This window comes from Pseudomonas sp. WC1, assembly GCF_050586565.1.
Classification (GTDB): domain Bacteria; phylum Pseudomonadota; class Gammaproteobacteria; order Pseudomonadales; family Pseudomonadaceae; genus Aquipseudomonas.
Genome location: NZ_JBOBDQ010000037.1, coordinates 17,342 through 33,525, shown reverse-complemented (window position 1 = coordinate 33,525; position 16,184 = coordinate 17,342). Strand labels below are relative to the sequence as shown.

At 53.3% G+C, this 16,184-nt stretch carries 17 protein-coding genes; 6 read left to right on the top strand and 11 right to left on the bottom strand.

Annotated elements, in window-relative coordinates:
* Positions 1–783: 783 nt before the first annotated feature.
* Positions 784–1,527, top strand: coding sequence for a hypothetical protein (locus ACQ4OD_RS17035; protein WP_430944629.1), 744 nt, complete (start codon positions 784–786; stop codon positions 1,525–1,527).
* A gap of 426 nt (positions 1,528–1,953) precedes the next feature.
* On the opposite strand, the gene ACQ4OD_RS17030 is transcribed toward ACQ4OD_RS17035, so the two are convergent.
* Positions 1,954–2,661 (bottom strand): hypothetical protein, encoded by a 708-nt coding sequence (locus ACQ4OD_RS17030; protein ID WP_430944628.1) that lies wholly within the window; start codon positions 2,659–2,661, stop codon positions 1,954–1,956.
* A 239-nt stretch (positions 2,662–2,900) separates the two neighbouring features.
* Between ACQ4OD_RS17030 and ACQ4OD_RS17025 the strand changes: the two genes are divergently transcribed.
* On the top strand, positions 2,901–3,332 hold the full coding sequence (locus ACQ4OD_RS17025; RefSeq protein ID WP_430944627.1) for a hypothetical protein: 432 nt from the start codon (positions 2,901–2,903) through the stop codon (positions 3,330–3,332).
* Positions 3,333–3,594: 262 nt separating this feature from the next.
* Here ACQ4OD_RS17025 and ACQ4OD_RS17020 read toward each other — a convergent pair whose 3' ends face one another.
* From ACQ4OD_RS17020 to ACQ4OD_RS17010, 3 genes are all read right to left on the bottom strand, one after another.
* Complete coding sequence (locus ACQ4OD_RS17020; protein WP_430944626.1) at positions 3,595–4,368, bottom strand: hypothetical protein; 774 nt, start codon at positions 4,366–4,368, stop codon at positions 3,595–3,597.
* A gap of 7 nt (positions 4,369–4,375) precedes the next feature.
* Positions 4,376–5,014 (bottom strand): hypothetical protein, encoded by a 639-nt coding sequence (locus tag ACQ4OD_RS17015; RefSeq protein WP_430944625.1) that lies wholly within the window; start codon positions 5,012–5,014, stop codon positions 4,376–4,378.
* 152 nt (positions 5,015–5,166) lie between these two features.
* On the bottom strand, positions 5,167–6,306 hold the full coding sequence (locus ACQ4OD_RS17010) for a toll/interleukin-1 receptor domain-containing protein (RefSeq protein WP_430944624.1): 1,140 nt from the start codon (positions 6,304–6,306) through the stop codon (positions 5,167–5,169).
* Between the two features lie 327 nt (positions 6,307–6,633).
* Here ACQ4OD_RS17010 and ACQ4OD_RS17005 point away from each other — a divergent pair, with 327 nt between their 5' ends.
* Entirely contained in the window at positions 6,634–7,032 is a 399-nt protein-coding gene (locus ACQ4OD_RS17005) for a hypothetical protein (protein WP_430944623.1), read from the top strand.
* Between the two features lie 192 nt (positions 7,033–7,224).
* Positions 7,225–8,226, top strand: coding sequence for a tetratricopeptide repeat protein (locus tag ACQ4OD_RS17000; protein WP_430944622.1), 1,002 nt, complete (start codon positions 7,225–7,227; stop codon positions 8,224–8,226).
* Between the two features lie 13 nt (positions 8,227–8,239).
* Here the strand turns inward: ACQ4OD_RS17000 and ACQ4OD_RS16995 are convergent, their stop codons facing one another.
* The 3 genes from ACQ4OD_RS16995 to ACQ4OD_RS16985 all read right to left on the bottom strand — a co-directional run bounded on the left by ACQ4OD_RS16995 (position 8,240) and on the right by ACQ4OD_RS16985 (position 11,174).
* A complete protein-coding gene (locus ACQ4OD_RS16995; RefSeq protein WP_430944621.1) occupies positions 8,240–8,584 on the bottom strand; it encodes a hypothetical protein in 345 nt (114 codons plus the stop codon).
* 274 nt (positions 8,585–8,858) lie between these two features.
* Positions 8,859–9,350 (bottom strand): hypothetical protein, encoded by a 492-nt coding sequence (locus ACQ4OD_RS16990; protein WP_430944620.1) that lies wholly within the window; start codon positions 9,348–9,350, stop codon positions 8,859–8,861.
* Between the two features lie 42 nt (positions 9,351–9,392).
* Positions 9,393–11,174, bottom strand: coding sequence for an SIR2 family protein (locus tag ACQ4OD_RS16985; protein ID WP_430944619.1), 1,782 nt, complete (start codon positions 11,172–11,174; stop codon positions 9,393–9,395).
* 276 nt (positions 11,175–11,450) lie between these two features.
* Between ACQ4OD_RS16985 and ACQ4OD_RS16980 the strand changes: the two genes are divergently transcribed.
* Both ACQ4OD_RS16980 and ACQ4OD_RS16975 read left to right on the top strand, forming a co-directional pair.
* On the top strand, positions 11,451–12,290 hold the full coding sequence (locus tag ACQ4OD_RS16980) for a hypothetical protein (RefSeq protein WP_430944618.1): 840 nt from the start codon (positions 11,451–11,453) through the stop codon (positions 12,288–12,290).
* Positions 12,291–12,332: 42 nt separating this feature from the next.
* Positions 12,333–12,914, top strand: coding sequence for a toll/interleukin-1 receptor domain-containing protein (locus ACQ4OD_RS16975; RefSeq protein ID WP_430944617.1), 582 nt, complete (start codon positions 12,333–12,335; stop codon positions 12,912–12,914).
* A 322-nt stretch (positions 12,915–13,236) separates the two neighbouring features.
* Here the strand turns inward: ACQ4OD_RS16975 and ACQ4OD_RS16970 are convergent, their stop codons facing one another.
* Genes ACQ4OD_RS16970 through ACQ4OD_RS16955 form a run of 4 tightly spaced genes read right to left on the bottom strand, consistent with a single transcriptional unit; the run spans position 13,237 to position 16,177 of the window.
* Entirely contained in the window at positions 13,237–13,650 is a 414-nt protein-coding gene (locus ACQ4OD_RS16970) for a hypothetical protein (protein ID WP_430944616.1), read from the bottom strand.
* Between the two features lie 12 nt (positions 13,651–13,662).
* Positions 13,663–14,418 (bottom strand): hypothetical protein, encoded by a 756-nt coding sequence (locus ACQ4OD_RS16965; protein ID WP_430944615.1) that lies wholly within the window; start codon positions 14,416–14,418, stop codon positions 13,663–13,665.
* 11 nt (positions 14,419–14,429) lie between these two features.
* The gene (locus ACQ4OD_RS16960; protein ID WP_428628118.1) at positions 14,430–15,026 is read right to left on the bottom strand and encodes a hypothetical protein; all 597 of its coding nucleotides are present in this window, start codon (positions 15,024–15,026) and stop codon (positions 14,430–14,432) included.
* Positions 15,023–16,177: a toll/interleukin-1 receptor domain-containing protein gene (locus tag ACQ4OD_RS16955; protein ID WP_430944614.1), complete on the bottom strand. Its 1,155-nt coding sequence runs from the start codon at positions 16,175–16,177 to the stop codon at positions 15,023–15,025. Before ACQ4OD_RS16955 ends, ACQ4OD_RS16960 begins: the two co-directional genes overlap by 4 nt.
* Between the last annotated feature and the right edge of the window lie 7 nt (positions 16,178–16,184).

Sequence of the window (16,184 nt, the reverse complement as noted above, 5' to 3'; positions counted from 1 at the left end):
TACCTGAGGCAGTAATGGTTCAGGTTTAGCAGTCGCGGTCTGGGGGGGAGGTGTAACCTGCTTAACTCCAGCTGTTCCGATTCTGGTCTGCACATTCAAGATGATGAAGCGCACAGTGAGCCGAGATCAGGAACAAGATCGAAGGGCTCTGATGCAATAAGGCGCTGTTTGTAAAGTGCACCCAAAGCCCAGATTTCTTGTCAACGTCTGCAGCCTAACCTTTACCTGCCTCCAGCCCTTGCTGTGACAGGCGTGCAGCACTGTCGTGTAGTCTAATCAGAGAGTCAACCCAGCGGATTATCTGTGAGTCTTCCCCTATAAACTCTTTCAGATCCAATCACCGGTTAGTGCCACGATCTCAGTACGGATGCTAATCCATCAAGCTGCTGGACAGCAGTCGCGAAGTTCGCTCAAAGCCAAAGAGTACAAATGTACTCTTCGTGGGCGGCGGGGCAGTGATGTGGGGAGGGTGAGAATTGAGCGACCCATTCGCCAGGTCGCTGCTAAATACACTCATCGCGCGGTTGCCCCACAAGTAGGTCAACAGCTCGATGAGCTATGGCGTTCTAGTCACTTAAGTGAAGGCTTGCAGCCCTCGATAGGGTAGGTTCGAGATACCATCCGTGAGGCACTGCATCAGGCTGTTGAGGGATTTGGCTGAGTGGATGAGCAGCATCAATTTTCGAGCCTGCCGAAGGCGCAGAGAGCGACCTCTCAATTAATCAACAATTAGCCCAGATAGCTGGACTGCCGCAGCAAGGTAAACAAGGAGTTAGAGACCAAGTGGTTAGAGCCGTATTTTTCAATGACGCTTTCAGGGCGGCCTTCAAGCATGCTGAGACCCTGTGCAGCGATGACAAACACAAGATCAAAGAGATCGTGTTGGTGATTCCGGCCATGGCAAACCTCAAGGGTTCCACTAGCCTGGTGTCGTTTCTTGGGCCGGAGGCAACAAAAGCGCTCAACAAAGGCGAAACTGCCGTGCTGAGGGGTATGCCCATCACGCTGAAAACCGAACGCACTTTGTCAGGTTTGACGCCAAACACGCTGGTCGTCTGCGCCTACGCAAGCCAGAGCATGATGGACAAAGTCGATGGGTTTGGGCGGGTTGCAGGCGTCATTGCTCTGCCGTTCGCAAAGGACGTTATCAATAGCTGGATGACCTCTTGGTCGCCTTTGGTCGATGGCAAACAGCCTCATCAATCGAAGTCGGTAGCTACCGATGGCGTCGTGTTACAGGCGATGGAGGGATTGACGGCAACAGTGGGGGTGGCATCAGGAGTGCTCCACAACTCGGATAAAGAAAGGGTTGATCGGGTGCTCAGAATTCTTCGCAAAAAAGGGCACACGCTGGAGGCTACAGCGTTACGTGCATGGGCCGTAGGTAGTGGTTGGGCGCCAAAGGCCGCAGATGAACTGGAGAAGCTTGCGACCCGGATTGCTGGGCTGAAAAATAAGCCTACTCTGAGCAGCCCGGATCAGGCGGAGCAGCTCTACGCCTCTTGGGTCACGAAAGCCTCCCAATAGCTGAGACAGGCCTTGCTTTCGTGATCAATCCGAAAAGGTCATCTCTGCTTGCATGGGACAAGGGAAGGGTACTTGGGGGCGCGTCCTGCGAGGTGCTGGGTGTCTACTCGCGGGCTCCGTACATCAAAATAGGCGGGCTCTAAACCGGGCAGCCCCCGTTTTGCATGAGGCTCACGCATCGGTTGAGCTCGTCATCGAGATCGTTGCAGGGGGGGCAGTCGATGTCATCGCTTCCTGGGAGCTAAGCTGCCGGATCCATGACAGACATGATCTGAATGACGCATGTCGCAGTCACCCCACAGTCGCTGGGAACCAGCCTCAGAAGCCGCTCAAAGGCTTTGAGTACAAATGTACTCTTAAGGGTCGCCCGGGCGTTGATGGGCGCGACTACAGGGAGAATTGAGCCGCCCCTTCGCCAAGTCGCTGCTAAGGCAGTCTGAGCCGGCGGTTACCCAGAAAGCAGAGCAACAGATCGCTCAGAGCCATGGCCTCTTGATCGCTCAGGTTGAAAGGCTCGTAGCCCTCGATAAAGAAGCTGCGAGAGGTGTTTGCAGTGTCGAGCATGGCGGTGTGAACCTTCTTGCCCGATTTGAAGTAGACCCTACCTCGCGATGAGGGGTGCAGTTCGATCAGCAGGTTTTCAGCATCCTGTTTGGACAATTTGAAGACCTGTTGATCAATTTTCAAATTCAGACGATTCCACTTCCAGCGGAACTGTGTGAATCGCTCCCTGCTAGCTGAGCAGACAGTAAAGGGGCGGAGAATATTGTTCGCTTCCTTAAAACGACGATGGAGTTCCGGAAGGGGAGGGAGGCCTTCTACGTCTGCGTGTATAACGCTATTGCGATAGCCTTTGAGCACTATCGCCTCCTTGACAAATCTATCCCAGAATTCAGTATATTCCGGATGCAGAGGATAGTTTTCAAGGGTCTTTCGAACCAGTTTTCCCAGTGAGTCTTCTGGTGCTGTACCTGCCATGCGCGCGATGTAGTTTTTGACATTTTTGTCGAACTCGATCGCTTCTGCGCGCAGCTCATGAATGGTGGGTTCGAAGCTTCCAGGTATGTCTTGGAAGTGAGTCGGTGGACGGAATCGACGAGACAGTCCGAATACGTGGGTGATCCTTTGCAGCATCTGTTTTTCCTATTTCGATGGGTGGAAGAGCCTTGCTCTAAGCGGTCTTGGAGGGTGATGTTTTGGATATCGGCAGATCGGTGATTTTTTTTAGTGAAATATCACCAGCCTAGTAGATCCAGAGCCAGCGACTTGGCATTCAACAGAGCAGTCATTCATGGATTGTTGCTGATGGTGTGTTGTGCTACAAGGAGATCACTGGTAATTTGATAGAGGATAATAAGAATAAGGAATACGTCGTGGCTGATTTTTCTGTTGAAATTTTACCTGCTCCCAATGGGCCGATGTTCGAATTCAAACGCATAGCTAGTAAGCAGGAAAGCCAGCCAGTATCTGCTTTTCAGGGTGTCGGATTGATTTATCGGATTGCGGACGCCTTTATTCGCTTTGACCCGTCTCTAAAAACAAAAGCCGATGAATTCGTGTCGCGTCAACTATCTGAGGGCGGGTGGCCAGATCAGATAGCAGAGTGTTTCCTCGCAGCACCTGATTGGCCCAGTAGAATGCTAACAGCATGGTGCCTTCTCGGCGAAGATGAGCGGCAGAAGGCAGTGGAGCTGGATTATGAGTGCTATATCAATTATTGGCCAAGCCAGGCCTTCATGGAGGCTGAGTGGACGGCGGAGGCTAGGCTATGGATAGAAGCCCCGGTAAACATGAAATACATTTAGCCCGGAGCGGAAAATCTCCGTTCGAAAGAGACATGAGCCCCGATTGAATCAGGGCATGTCGATTTGGACAACTGACGGTCAGCCCTGGCATGCGGACTCTGTAACCGTCATCATCAGCGTTACTCCACCATCCGCATGATGGAGGTGATGTCACTCCGCCCTCAAGCAACCTTTGTGGACGCGTGCTCTCGGTATCATTGAGTAAGTCTTGTCGGATCCATTTACTCAGTCGAGACGCCTTCCAGGCAGCTACTCTCTGAGATCAAACTCTGCTTCGCAAGCTGCTGCCGCCATGCAGCTTGGAAAGCGACTCAAGGATTTCCATTGAAGTGGATTGTGTTTCTTGCTCGCCAATCCAGCGTTGGAGCCTCAAACCCGTTAGCGCCTTGAGGTGATCTGTTTTCGCTTCATGGAATACGGGCACCGAGTCGAGAGCACGCGATTCGGTGGCGACCACCAACTCTTTGGCATGCTTGGCTTGCCAAATGAAATGGCTAAACATCAGCTCCATATGAATCCAAGGAGACCCTGTTTTGTCTTCGTCTTCGATCGAGTGCTGTGTGGACAGGGAGTGGTCGGTGTTCAAGAAGAACAGTGCGGTGGAATCGCTAATCATCTGCTGCAGAGCTGTGGCTAGGATCATGTACACATGGGCGGTCGAGCGATTGCGAAGGTCGTAGTGATAACGAGTGGTACCTTCGATTTTGCAATGTTTTTCATCAATTGCCTTCAGGAGTTCGTATGCCGAACCCCAAACCGTAGAGTCGATGAAGGCTGTTATCCCTTTCTTTTTCAGATCCAGCGCGAGTTGGATCGCCAAGTCTTGATCCTGGAAGGAATGGGAAATGAAGATGTCGCATCGTTGCGCCGGGAATAGGTGCTTGATAACGGTTTTGGCATCAATGCTGACATTGTCCTCCAACAGGTAATTTTTAAGCTTGACTGTGGAGGTTTTAAGGGTGCTCTTGAAGTCTCTGACCTCCCTGGTAATCGGGAAGTGATTGGGGTTGATGTCAATGTTGAAGCCGTATTCCATTTGGTGGTTATCCTTTACCGAAAGTATTGTCTGGATCGTGCCTTGGTTTCGAAGGTTTCACTGACAGATTGCGCTCGCTGTTTAGCCCGATTCCTAGGCCATGGGTGAACAGGCCAACGTAGTCGAGCAGCTCGTCGTAATCTTTTTCGTCGGGTGTGAGTAAGCGATCAATCGAGGCGGAAGCGCCACCAGGGCTGCGGAGCGCTATCACATTTGCTTGGGGATGATCCCCTTTAAACTGCACGTGCTCGTCGAGGATACCTTGTTGCCCGCCGATGAAGACCGCTGCCTGGAACTTGTGGTGGCTGAACATGGCTCTTCTCATAAGCTCCAGGCTCGACTGCCGGTCGCCAGTTGAATCTACTTCAATCAAGTTTTCAAACCTGAGGTTCACCTTTGGAGTTACCTCTGCGAAGTATTTCGACTGGTAGATCGTCACGGCAGCTCTGTTGTCGACTCCTAGATCCTCGCAGACCGCGAGAATGAGAGGGGAGATTGTGGGATGACCACCAAATACGAGGTGTTTACGACCCACTACGGTATACAGGAATGTCCGAAGCGCTGCCTGGATCAGCATCGGATCACATTGTTCATAGAATCTGTTGTCGGTGCTTGGAACGCTGGCAGAAAGGAAGATTTTGCCCATATCGTTGGCCTCAGATTTAGCTGGATGGAGGGATGCGCTGGTTCAGGCGTGTGCCCGATCTCGAGCTGTCGAGTGATCATTCACCATGATTGCCGGCGGAGACGCTTGCAGGTCAATCTCTGGAAGGATCGTGTCGAACAGGCACGGGGTTCCTAGTACCAATCTTGGAATCGATGGCCAGCGGCGTTCGCCTTCACTAAGCGCGCATGCCCATCAAGCCTGTCTCCGAGCCATTGCATGTGGGCTTTCCAGGTTCTTTCTTCGATGCCTTCTTCGTTATAAATCACGGCAACTGGAGGCGAGTGCTCTTCCAGCGATGCCTCATAGAATGACTCGCTGGTTGGTACGCGAAGCTCTGGGTAAACAACGATTTCTTCATTTTTTACTGAGACCACCAATCCTCTTCGGGACGAAGCGCCCAGCACTTTACCGCCGGCGGCCTCTACCGAAGACGTTAGCTTCCCGACAAGATCCCGGTACCTGATCGATACGCTTTTGCTTCGATAGAGCTCGATTTTCTCGAGAATCTCGGTCAAAGCATCTGACTGAATCAGCCGATCTGCCCCGAGATCAGAGTCCTCCAACTGAACTTGTCCGCTGATCAAATGGATGTTGGTTGCTTCAACGCGTGGCCACCCAACGCGAAGCATGGCGAGTTTCCTCAACGAAGCCCTTTCGAACTCCAGTTCCGTCCAGCGGCCTTCGAAGTACCCTGAGCTATCGAGGTAGACGAGTACGTCGGAATCGCAGAGGCGCTGCCATAGCACCTCTTGGAAGTGCTCTCCAGGTAAAATCCCGTGGGTATCGAGGAAAACGTCGTACTGCCTCGCACACAGTTCTGAATACAGCTGCAGGGCAGCTTCTGTGGACTCTTTGCGTCGATAGCTGAGGAACACCCGGCGCTGACGTGGGATCAGCGAGCTTGCCTCCAGGAGACAGCTCGCAAGGATAGCTGGGCCCTGGGTCATCGCAACGCCGTTCAATGCTCCAAGTTTTCCGGGAAATTCGGCTTTAAAAGTGTCTGGATCCCGCGCAACCGGAACCAGTGGTACTCGGCGATCAATGAAATACTCAATGGTCGCCTCATCAGTGGCATTGATGCTTGCGCAAAGGGCTGCGCAGCAGCGATCAAACTTGGGTCGGAAGCGCCTGGGATCTCCCCGAAACAGTGTCACGTCTTCATGAAGCACTAATCCGAGTTCCGAAATTCGCTCCTCTAGAGCGGCCTCGATCTCATCGGCGATAGCGGTGGGAAAGTCGCCTAGTAGGGCGAGGGAGTAGCGGGCGTCCATCAAGCTTCCGAGCCTCTCTGTATCGTTGACATGCGCGTGACCGTTGCGAGGACTGCGCCCACCCAAATGCCGTATGGGTAACGCTCAGTCTGCTGGCTACGAGCTGAAGAGTGGCGATAGGCTATCAGGTATTCAACGCGCATTCCTCTTGAAAACCGCGCCAGAGAGGCTCAGCCCCCAATCGTTACGCCAGCTGGACTGCAAAGACAATCCAGAGCTTTTGGTGGCTCTGTGGGGCTCACAAATGGAAACCATAAAAGTCGAGATGACCAGGCATGCTCCGTGCGAACATTGTCGCATCGCAGCGCTCTATCTCAAGGAAATCCGATGCTGATGAGATTCGACCCTCCAACCCGCATCACCTACATCGCGTTGACCTACGCGATACCATGCTTGGCGATGTTAGCGCTATGGATGCAAGACGATTTGACGAATCTAACTGCAGCTCTGACGCTGGGTGTGGCTGCAACCTTGTTTCTTCGAATGGAGTGGATTCAGAACTTCGTTCGGGCTAGGTGGCAGCGTGAGTATGAACAAAAACTGGCCGCCACGGATGCGGCATTGGCTCGGGATGATCTAACCGCTATAGAGCGTCGTCGGCTTCAGCGCTATCGTAACCAACTGGCTGATCGCTACCATCTGGTTACCTCTCCCGCGGTAACCTACAAGCCGATCAATGTCATGGGGTATGTGCTCAAACTCAGTGTTTACGCGTTCAAGAACTAGGTCGAGCTTGCTGGATTCTTAGCCTGCGGCTTTTCCGCAAAGCCGCTACGCTGCTGGATCACGACTTCAAGCGCCGCGGGCTACAGGGCATGTTTTGAGAGTCGGGGGCAGGGTCAATTGAGTCACGCACTCAGTGTTCGAGATGGGTAGCAATGCTCACCTCGGCACGCTCAAGCTTCGAAGGAGCAGGGAATGAGCATTTTTAGTTGGCTGTTCAAAAGGCCCAAGGCCGTCAACGCTGAAGCCGACTCCGGGTCTCCAAAGGGGCGTCGCCCAACGCTCCAGGTTTCGCGTGATGAGCATTTTTTGACGGTGGAGTCGCTCGACTTTTACGGCTTGTATCAGCTGTCTAAGTCAAAGCAGTGGGCGATTGGGTGGCGCGACTCAGATCCTGCGGCGGGCCGAGGAGGACATCGGGAGTCGGGCCTTGGAGCCTACGTTCTGGCGGATCTGAGCAGCGGTACGGTCAGTTGCAACGGAACCATGGCCAGGCCGAACAACGGTCACGTTTCCGACTCCGGTGTTTTCTGCTTGGAGGACTGGCATTTTGGCAGCTCCCTTTCTGGAACATTCAGTGTCTTCGATCCCGCGGGAGCTGTAATCATCACGAAAGAGCTCACCGCCAATATCTTCACCAGCGGCATTTCTAGGAATGGGAAGTACGCTTTCTGCGCCACAGCAAACAGTCCCAGTGAGCATGGCAACAAGGTCTTCCTGTTCGACCTGCTCAAGCGGGTAGAGCTGTATTGCGTCACTCCAAAAGCCGGTTGGCCCGAGAGCTATGAGGTCGACGAGAAAACGGGAGAACTGATTGCACATTTCAAGGAGGTCGGGAGCTTCCGTTACGGCATAGATGGCCAATTCCTTGATGGTGATCAACTCGAGGATGCGAATCTCACCTTGTCTCGGTTTGAGCGCATTCTCCTCTCAGCAGAGAAGGTGCTAGGGGAGGTCGATCTATCAAACGAGCGCGCTGTTGAAGTCCTCGATGCTGTCCAGCGTGCCAGGTCGCTTGGCGCAGACCAATATCCTGCTTGGAGAGCCACTGCCTTGAAAGTACAGGGGCTCGCGCACGAGCACCTGGGCCAGTACGCCGAGGCAGTGCAGGTTTACGAAGAAGCACTTTCTCTGAACCCTAAAATCGGCGTGAAGCGTAGACTCGCTTCTGTGGTGAAGCGGATCAACACTAGATAGCAGGAATGGTCTCTCAGGAACGCTGGGCGCGGTTTGTGTAAAGGAAGCGACTCGGAGAACCTCGAGCAGCCCAGACTTCCATGGCACGCTGAACGATCCGGTGTGTACTGGCTAGATTGAGCGTATTCCGTTCAGGATGCCAAAGGGTTGGCACGAACCTTCTGTCGTGCGGCGAAAGAAAGACCTCGAATTCGTTGTAAATGATGTCGGGGCCGCGCCCCTTCGAGTCCTGCAGAGCTCGGACTATCTGATCCTCTAGCTTGAGAGCCTGCAGACGCATCGTGGAGTTGATGACCACGATGTGGTGGTCGTTCAGATTTTTGGCTAGTTCATGAGCCTCAAAGATGATGCTGTCCAACACTGCGACCTGGTGCACTTTCTGGCTCCGTATTGATGCGACCCGCTGGCACCTTAGAAAATCTCTCTGCCGGCTACCTGATAAACCTCAAGCCCGGGAGGCTGACAGTCTCGCTGCGGCACGTTCATTTGCTGCATCAGGCTCAGTGACGGCGCGAGCCAGCTTAGTCTGTACAAACAGGCGCATGGCATAAACCCAGCCTGGTTTGCGTATCGGCGTAAACTAATGCTCCCGCGCCGCTGAGCACTGATTGACCGTTGATAGTGCTTGGGCTTCAGCTGTAACGGCTGACTGCATGAGGATTTCTGAGCGTTTCATCAGTCCACGCGAGCCATACACATACCGCAAGTGCCATGCATGCATACCCAAGCACTCCCGCAGTTCCAGCGACGCTCATGGATTCCACGTCTCGATAGCACCACACCATCAGGTACCCCATCATTGCGCCCAGTGCCGCGCGAAAAGCTGTCAGCAGGCTTCCACCGATGTTAACGAAGAACGAATGTACCTCGCGAGATTTCCGAATGAGGCGGTACGCCCGGAACGTCACCCTGAAAATGAAAACACTCACCAAGCCGAAGGCGAAAAGCAGCCAAAGGTAGTAAGACATCAGGGTAGGAGCCGCCAAGAGCGCATTCACCAGGTCGCTGACCTCTTTGGAAGATGTGCACGCAAAGAAAGGCGGTGCACCGAGGAAAAAGGCATAGGTCAGTTCTCTGCGGGCGCGTCGGATAAAACCAAATTTCTGGTCTCTTTTCTGTAGCAAGGTTACGGACTTCCTGTATGTGACGACTTGATCAGCTGATCATTAAAAGCGGAATCTTGCGAGCCCCAGTAGGCCTTCAAGCATCTGCGAGAGGTAGTTCTCAGAGCCGAAGGCGAATCCTGCGGCCAGGGTAGGGGCCTTGACTTCTTCGGTTGCGTACTCGTGAGCGAAGCGGTTGATGGTCTCCGAATGCCATGAGATCCGTCCGCCTGCGATGGTTCTGATCTTACGATTTTGAATGATGTCGATCAGCGATTCCTCGCTGATTAGGCGCGTTTCGCAGAAGAAAAGGAAAGAAAGAAACTCAAACCGTTCGTAGAGCAATCCTGCGTCGTGCAGACCTGCAAAATCGGGCGCCCAGCGCGGTGCCAGTACTTCAGCGAGGCGGTTGCAGAACGGTGTAGTGGAGCTGTCTTGCCCCTCGAACATTCGCCAGCGTTCGAACAGGCCGATGCCCGCTTCGACGTACAGCGGAGCGAACCTTTCCCCTATGGTGCTAGGGATTTCGTGGCGGGCAATTAGCGGAGTGCTGAACAGTTTACGGAGCTCTGTCAGGCGTTCAGCCCGGACTAACCCCATTCCGTACGCGTAGATGACCAACGTCGCGGGATAGCTCTTCAGTGAGGCCCAATGCTGCAAGCCGGACTGCTCTTTTTGAAATGAGGCATACAGCCCTTTAATGGCGTCCAGTACCAATGGGTACTCGCCACCGCTTCCCCAGCGTCCCAAAACTGCGCAGAGGCGAGCGAGAGGTTCGATAGTGGCTTCGTAGCTGACGACCCGATCTGTGAAGTCTTTCGGTGCATCTCCTTGAGGCGGTGAAGTGAACAATGGTGTCAGCTGTGTGAGGGAGCGCTGAGTCTGTGCTGTGATCAGGTCATCTAGCTGGATCCTGTGTTCCGGCTTCGCCAGGAAACGCTTGGCCATTGCAAGTGTCAGTTCTATTCCTGCCGGGTTGGGTAGCCGGGACTGTTGGATGGTTTCCAGCTTAAAGCTCAAGTCCTCAAAGAACGTGTCCGCATCCAAGCCATTCACCACGGTCGCTCTGCGCTGCGTGATGAGCTCTTGGCCGCGTTCGCTTGGGCGGCCTCGAGCCAGCCAGTATGTTGGATAACGACGAGAGGGGGCTCTGATGAACGCAGCTCTCAGCGCATGATCCCACTCACCTGACCAACCCGCGACGATCAGCCCAAACTCATCGATGATGCGATCAAGGAGCGTATTGAATGCGGGTGGATAGTCTCCCAACTCATCATCCGTGTTGAGGATCCTGGCATCCTTGTAATCGCCATGGATTTTCAGGATGTAGCAAGTCGAGTGGGTAAGCGGCTCCGCGCCGGCGAAGCTATCAGCCGAGCTGACCACACTAGGTTCGATGCCGACATCTCTTAGCGCGTTTTCCATCAGGCGATCGAAGTTCGTTGTCACAATCACGCGAATGTGGCCCGTCTTGACCATGTTCGCGATAGCTCGGTGTGCACGTGTGGGCAGTTTAAGGCCGTCCTCGGCCTCCTGTTCATTCGGTTCGAGAAAACCCTGAATTATGGCCCTGCGTTCGGTTTGGGTCGCCGCCAGGCGCTCAAGCAGCTTAGAGTAGTTGGGCTGCTCACTCGTCTGCGCTACATACCAGGAGACCCAGTCATCCTGATCGCCCGCTCCTGTGGCGATGCCCCAGCGTTTGACCAGTTCCATTGTGATCTCCCAGCCCGTCTGTATTCCTGCGGAGCGGGAGACGCCTGAGCCAACAAGGACTGCGTAGACGCCTTTGTTCTCGAACATGGAGAAAGCAATTTGAGCAGTGGCATCAGGGGCTGTTGCGGTCATGCGGAGTCCTCGGTCATTAAGCGTAATACGCTCATAGGCAGTCGTGCGTTTCAGTCCCTTGGTACCGAGCCGACGTAGGCATGAGCTCCATGCCACAAGGATGCTCGCCTCAGTTCACCCCCGTCCAGTCCAAGTGCTGGCAATTTGCCGTGTTTGCGTTCAGAGTGCTGTTGCCTGCCTGCTTCTACACGGGTGTGCTTAGCATTGTCCGCTATGCGGATCAGGTTCAGGACGTTTCAAAAACTCGCAGAAACTACAGATCAGAAGGGATTCAGTATGTATGTAGGGCTTGAGTTGACCAGCTATGAGAGCAATAGCTCGGTACCCGCGTCGGAAATCCAGAAGTTCAAGGAACAGGTGCAAGGTCAGTTCGGTGACGTGTCCGACTACCTGGTCGATGTATTCGAAGGCAGGCGTCTGATCGACGCTAACCTGCTATCGAGGCATATCTTCCCTCAGCAGCAGAGGACGCACGTGTTTCTCTCGCACTCCCATGCTGACGAGGATAGGGCTGTCGAGCTTGCAATTAAGCTCCGTAATTGTGGCGTCAACGTATTCGTGGATTCCTGTGTCTGGGGGGCGTCACAGCATCTTATTGAGAAGCTGATGGCTTTTTACGCAGACCAGAAAGCAGACGGACAGCCACTGAGTGAGCGTGAAGTAAGCGATCTTTCGGCTGGCGTGCATCTGATGCTGGTAGGTGCGCTTCAGGAGATGATTGATAGAACGGAGCTTTTCGTGTTCCTGAACACTGAAAATTCCGTTCCCTTGAAGGCCTACGAAGGTTCAGATCGCACGTTCTCGCCCTGGATATATTCGGAGCTTCAGTTCAGCGCAATGGTGAGGCGTCGGGTGCCAACTCGCCGCAGACGCCGTAGCCCAGAGGTCTTGTCGTTGGAACACGAGCAGGCCAAACGCTTGCTGCCAAATTTTGCTCACAAGGCACTCAACTCTCACCTGCCCAAAGTCGACGGTTCAGAGTTCAGTGGCTGGATTGAGCTTTTGCTCGAAAAGGGTGAGCTCGCTCTTGACAGCTTGTATGGGCACTTCGAGATACCAGGCCTGTTCAGAAGGCTTCGGGCTCAGGCGGCTGCTAAGAGCAAAAAGCTCTTGTAAGAAGGCTCTTGGCGCCTTCTCAACACCTACATGGATTGAAAAATGGCATTTTTTACGAAATCTGAGGCGCGTGCCGCAGCAAAACGAGCGATGAGGAATCGCAGCCTCGGCGAGATGATGAGCGAATCGATGGAGTCCAGTAAGCGGGCGACCAAGTTCGACGTTTTCCTGTCCCACTCGATCAACGATGCTGAGCTAGTACTCGGGGTGAAGGTGCTGCTGGAGGAAATGGGCAAAAAGGTTTATGTCGATTGGGTAGACGATCCTGAACTGGATCGTAGCCAGGTGAACAAACATACGGCGGAACGGCTGCGAGGTCGGATGAAGCAGTCCGATACGCTCCTCTACATCGCTACCGAGAACGCTACGAATTCGAAGTGGATGCCCTGGGAGCTGGGCTATTTCGACGGCCACAAACCCAACAAAGTCGCCATCCTCCCTGTCCTGGAAAAGGAAAGCCAGAAATTTGAAGGGCAGGAGTACCTGGGTTTGTATCCGACGGTAGACAAAGACAGCTTGAGCGAGCCTCCTCGGCAGAGTCGAGACCCTCTCAGGGATCTAGAGGCCCTGCGCAGGGGGCTTCAGGGAGGGCCATTCCCGTGGAACGGTAAGATCTATCTTTGATCGATGAAATTATTTCCACAATGCGCAGCGTAGGTTGAGTCCGCTCCTAAATGATTGAGTCAAGCCCGCTTCCCCCATCGCGGGCTTTTTTTTGCCTTCTATTTCATACCCCGGGAAGGTTCCCGTTCTTTAGGCACGCAGAAGGCGTTATGTTTTTAAGGCTGCTTGGCCGCATTCGACTTGCTGACGCCTGAGCCCCACGATCATGGGTGGATCCCTACTTCAGCTTGAGAACAATTGAGCTGACGCTACCTTTTGATGCAGTGATAGACCTGAGATTAGGCCAGGGCTCGTTCGACATCACGAGCCCAGGTCGATCCAATTATGCTGCACAAGACTTGATGAAGTAGACCACGACTACTGCAGTGATGGCCGCAAATACTGCCCCATGGAAGGCAACCAGTGTTTTGGAGCGCGAAGCGTTGAACCAGTTTTTCCAGCCCTGACCTTTGTCGATCACCATGATGAAATCGATCTTGTCTTTGTCCGTCGATCGGACTTTGTCGTAAAGCTTCCGGTAACAGCGCTCGAGCGCCAGGAAGTAGCCATCCAGCCCCCAAAATGCGATGCCTGGGATGTAGGCCAGCAGAGCGAAGCCCTTGTCAGAATCTTTGGCGGACAGTGCGAACAGCGCCGAGATCAGGATGATCGACCAACCTTTGAGCAGAAACGAGTTAGTAGAAAGGCGATTGACTACGCCTTGAGCGAATTCAAGGTGTTTGAGCTTGGCATCCATGGGGTATATCCGTCAGAAGTTGCGGTATAAAAGATCGATGGCTTTCGAGCCTCTAAGGGTGGACGCCTGTAGCATCCACTTTCGAAAACCGCTTTCTGCAATAGAGGTTAGGTGGCCGGTAGGGGCATCATGTACGACGTTGAAATGCTCGTTAGAAACTACTTCATCCATCGCACGCTTGCCCTCTATCGCCATTTTGTAACGTGAGCGACGCCGTACCAATGTACTGAAATTGAGCTCCATGTGTATCCACGGAGACAAGGTCTTTCGCTCTTCATTTACTGAGTGCTTCAGCGAGATCGAATGCTCCGTGTTCATGAAGATGATCGTATCTGTCTGATCAATCATGCGCTGCAGGGCGGTGGTCAGGATCATGTGTATGTGCGCTGTCGAGCGATTACGCTCATCGTAATCGTAATCGATTTGACCTTGACGGCGGCGGTACTTGTCGATGGCCTTCAGCAGATCGTAGATCGAGCCCCAGACGCAAGAGTCAATAAATACATTCAGGCCGCACTTCTCTTGGAGCTCCAGTGCGATTTGGATCGCCTCGTTTGCGTCAGCGGAGGAATGAGACAAAAAAATGTCAGCCTTCACTGCCGGGAAGAGAGCCTCCAAGATGAGGGACGCATCGAATGTGTCCTCGTCAACCATTAGATGGGCGAGGCCGTCAATGCGTTTTTGATTTGCATCTTTATAAGCACGGACTTTCGTGAAATCGACAGGGTATGGGCCTGTGTTAATACTCAGGTTGAAGCCGCGATCCATTAAACTCTTCCTTAATTACTAAAAATCCGTTCGCTATTCGGATCGATGCCTAGAACGCTGTTGAACAGAGAGAAATAGTCCCCAGACTCTTCAAGCTCCTGAATGGCTGGGTCTGATTGCGTACAGGGAAGGGTCGCCGTAGCGCCGCCGCCGGCTCGGACTGCGATCACTTTGGCGTCAGGGGATTTTTCTCTGAACATTTCATATTCGTCGACAATGCCCTTCATGCCGCCTATGAAAATACCGACCTCAAATTCGTTATCTTCCAGCATTCGCCGGCGCATAGACAAAATACTGTCTTTGAGTTCTGCTTCCTTGGGGATTACCCGAATGTCAGCAAATCCATGGTTCTCAAGAGGGAATTTGTCTTCAAAAAATGCGGATTGGTAAATGGTCACGCATTCAATGGTATTGAGCCCAAAGCTCCTGCCCGCGGCATAAACCATGGGTGTGATTGAAGGATGCCCGCCAAATACCAAGCGTTGTCGTCCCAGTGCCAGGAGCAACAGTGATCTTACCGCTATTTGTATTTGATAAGGGTGGCAAGAGTCAAAAAACTCTCTGCCATACGTCGGTACGCTGGCAGAAAGAAAAATTGATTTTTTCATTTGCGCCAGTCCGTAAATTTCCAGCCAGAGTCATAGGGCTTGATCAAGCGGACGTCTTTTTCCAAATAGTCACTTATCCATTCCATATGTGAAATCCACCTTCTCTCTTCAATACCCGCGTCATCATATACTACAGCTACAGGTGCGGGATGGTTGTCAAGCGTGGCGTCATGCAAGGTATAAGTTGTAGGTACCCCGAGGGCAGGATAGACATAGATCGGATCGCCAAATTTCGGCTTCACGGTAATGCTACGGCGCAGTGAGCATCCCTCAATCGTCGCTTGAGCACGCTTGAGCGATGTCCCGAAGGCATCCATCAGAACGTGATAACGCGTTGCTACCCCTTCCGCGCGCAGATCCTCAGCAGACCGGCATACCCGAGCTAGGCATTCATCGGTGAGTGAGACCCCGTCAGGCAGGAAATCGTATGTGCCTAGACGCATATCCCGCGTGAACTGGCCGCGGTCGTCGAGGCCTACATCTGGCCATCCTGCTCTGAGGATAGGGATGCCTCGAAAAACAGCGCGAGCGAATTCTGCAGTCGTCCATCGGCTATCAAAATAGCCAGGCGTGTCCAGGTAGATCATGACATCGCTGTCGCACAGCTTTTGCCACAGCACCTCCTGAAAGTGTTCCCCTGGCAAAATCTCGTGCGTGTCGAGGAAAACGTCGAACAACCGTTCTGAAAGCGCCGCATAGAGCTGTAGCGCTGCGGTGGTAGATTCCGTTCGTCTGTAGCTCAGGAAAACGCGTCGCTGCCTAGGCAAGAGCGAGGCGCATTCCAGCAAGCAATTGACGATGGTCGGGATGTCCGATGAGTCCAGTCCTAGCCCGTTGAGGATCGATACTGACGGAGGAAACTCCGCGGCCAGATGTCCGAGCTTCGACGCGACTGGGATGACGGGGACACCATCCTTCATCAATTTCGTAATGTGTACGTCCTGGCCATTAGGAAGAGGGAAACACAGGGCTGCGGTGCATTTCCCGTTGGCAACGCGGTACTCGTCAGGCATACCTGTGTACCAGTCGACCTCAACGCCGAGGTTGAGTGACAGTACCGCGACTTTTGTTTTCAAGGCTTCGTAGAATTCGTCAACGAAGCCTTCGGGAGGCGAGCCGAAAATAGCCAGGTAGTAAGAGGCGTGCTGCATGGTGTTT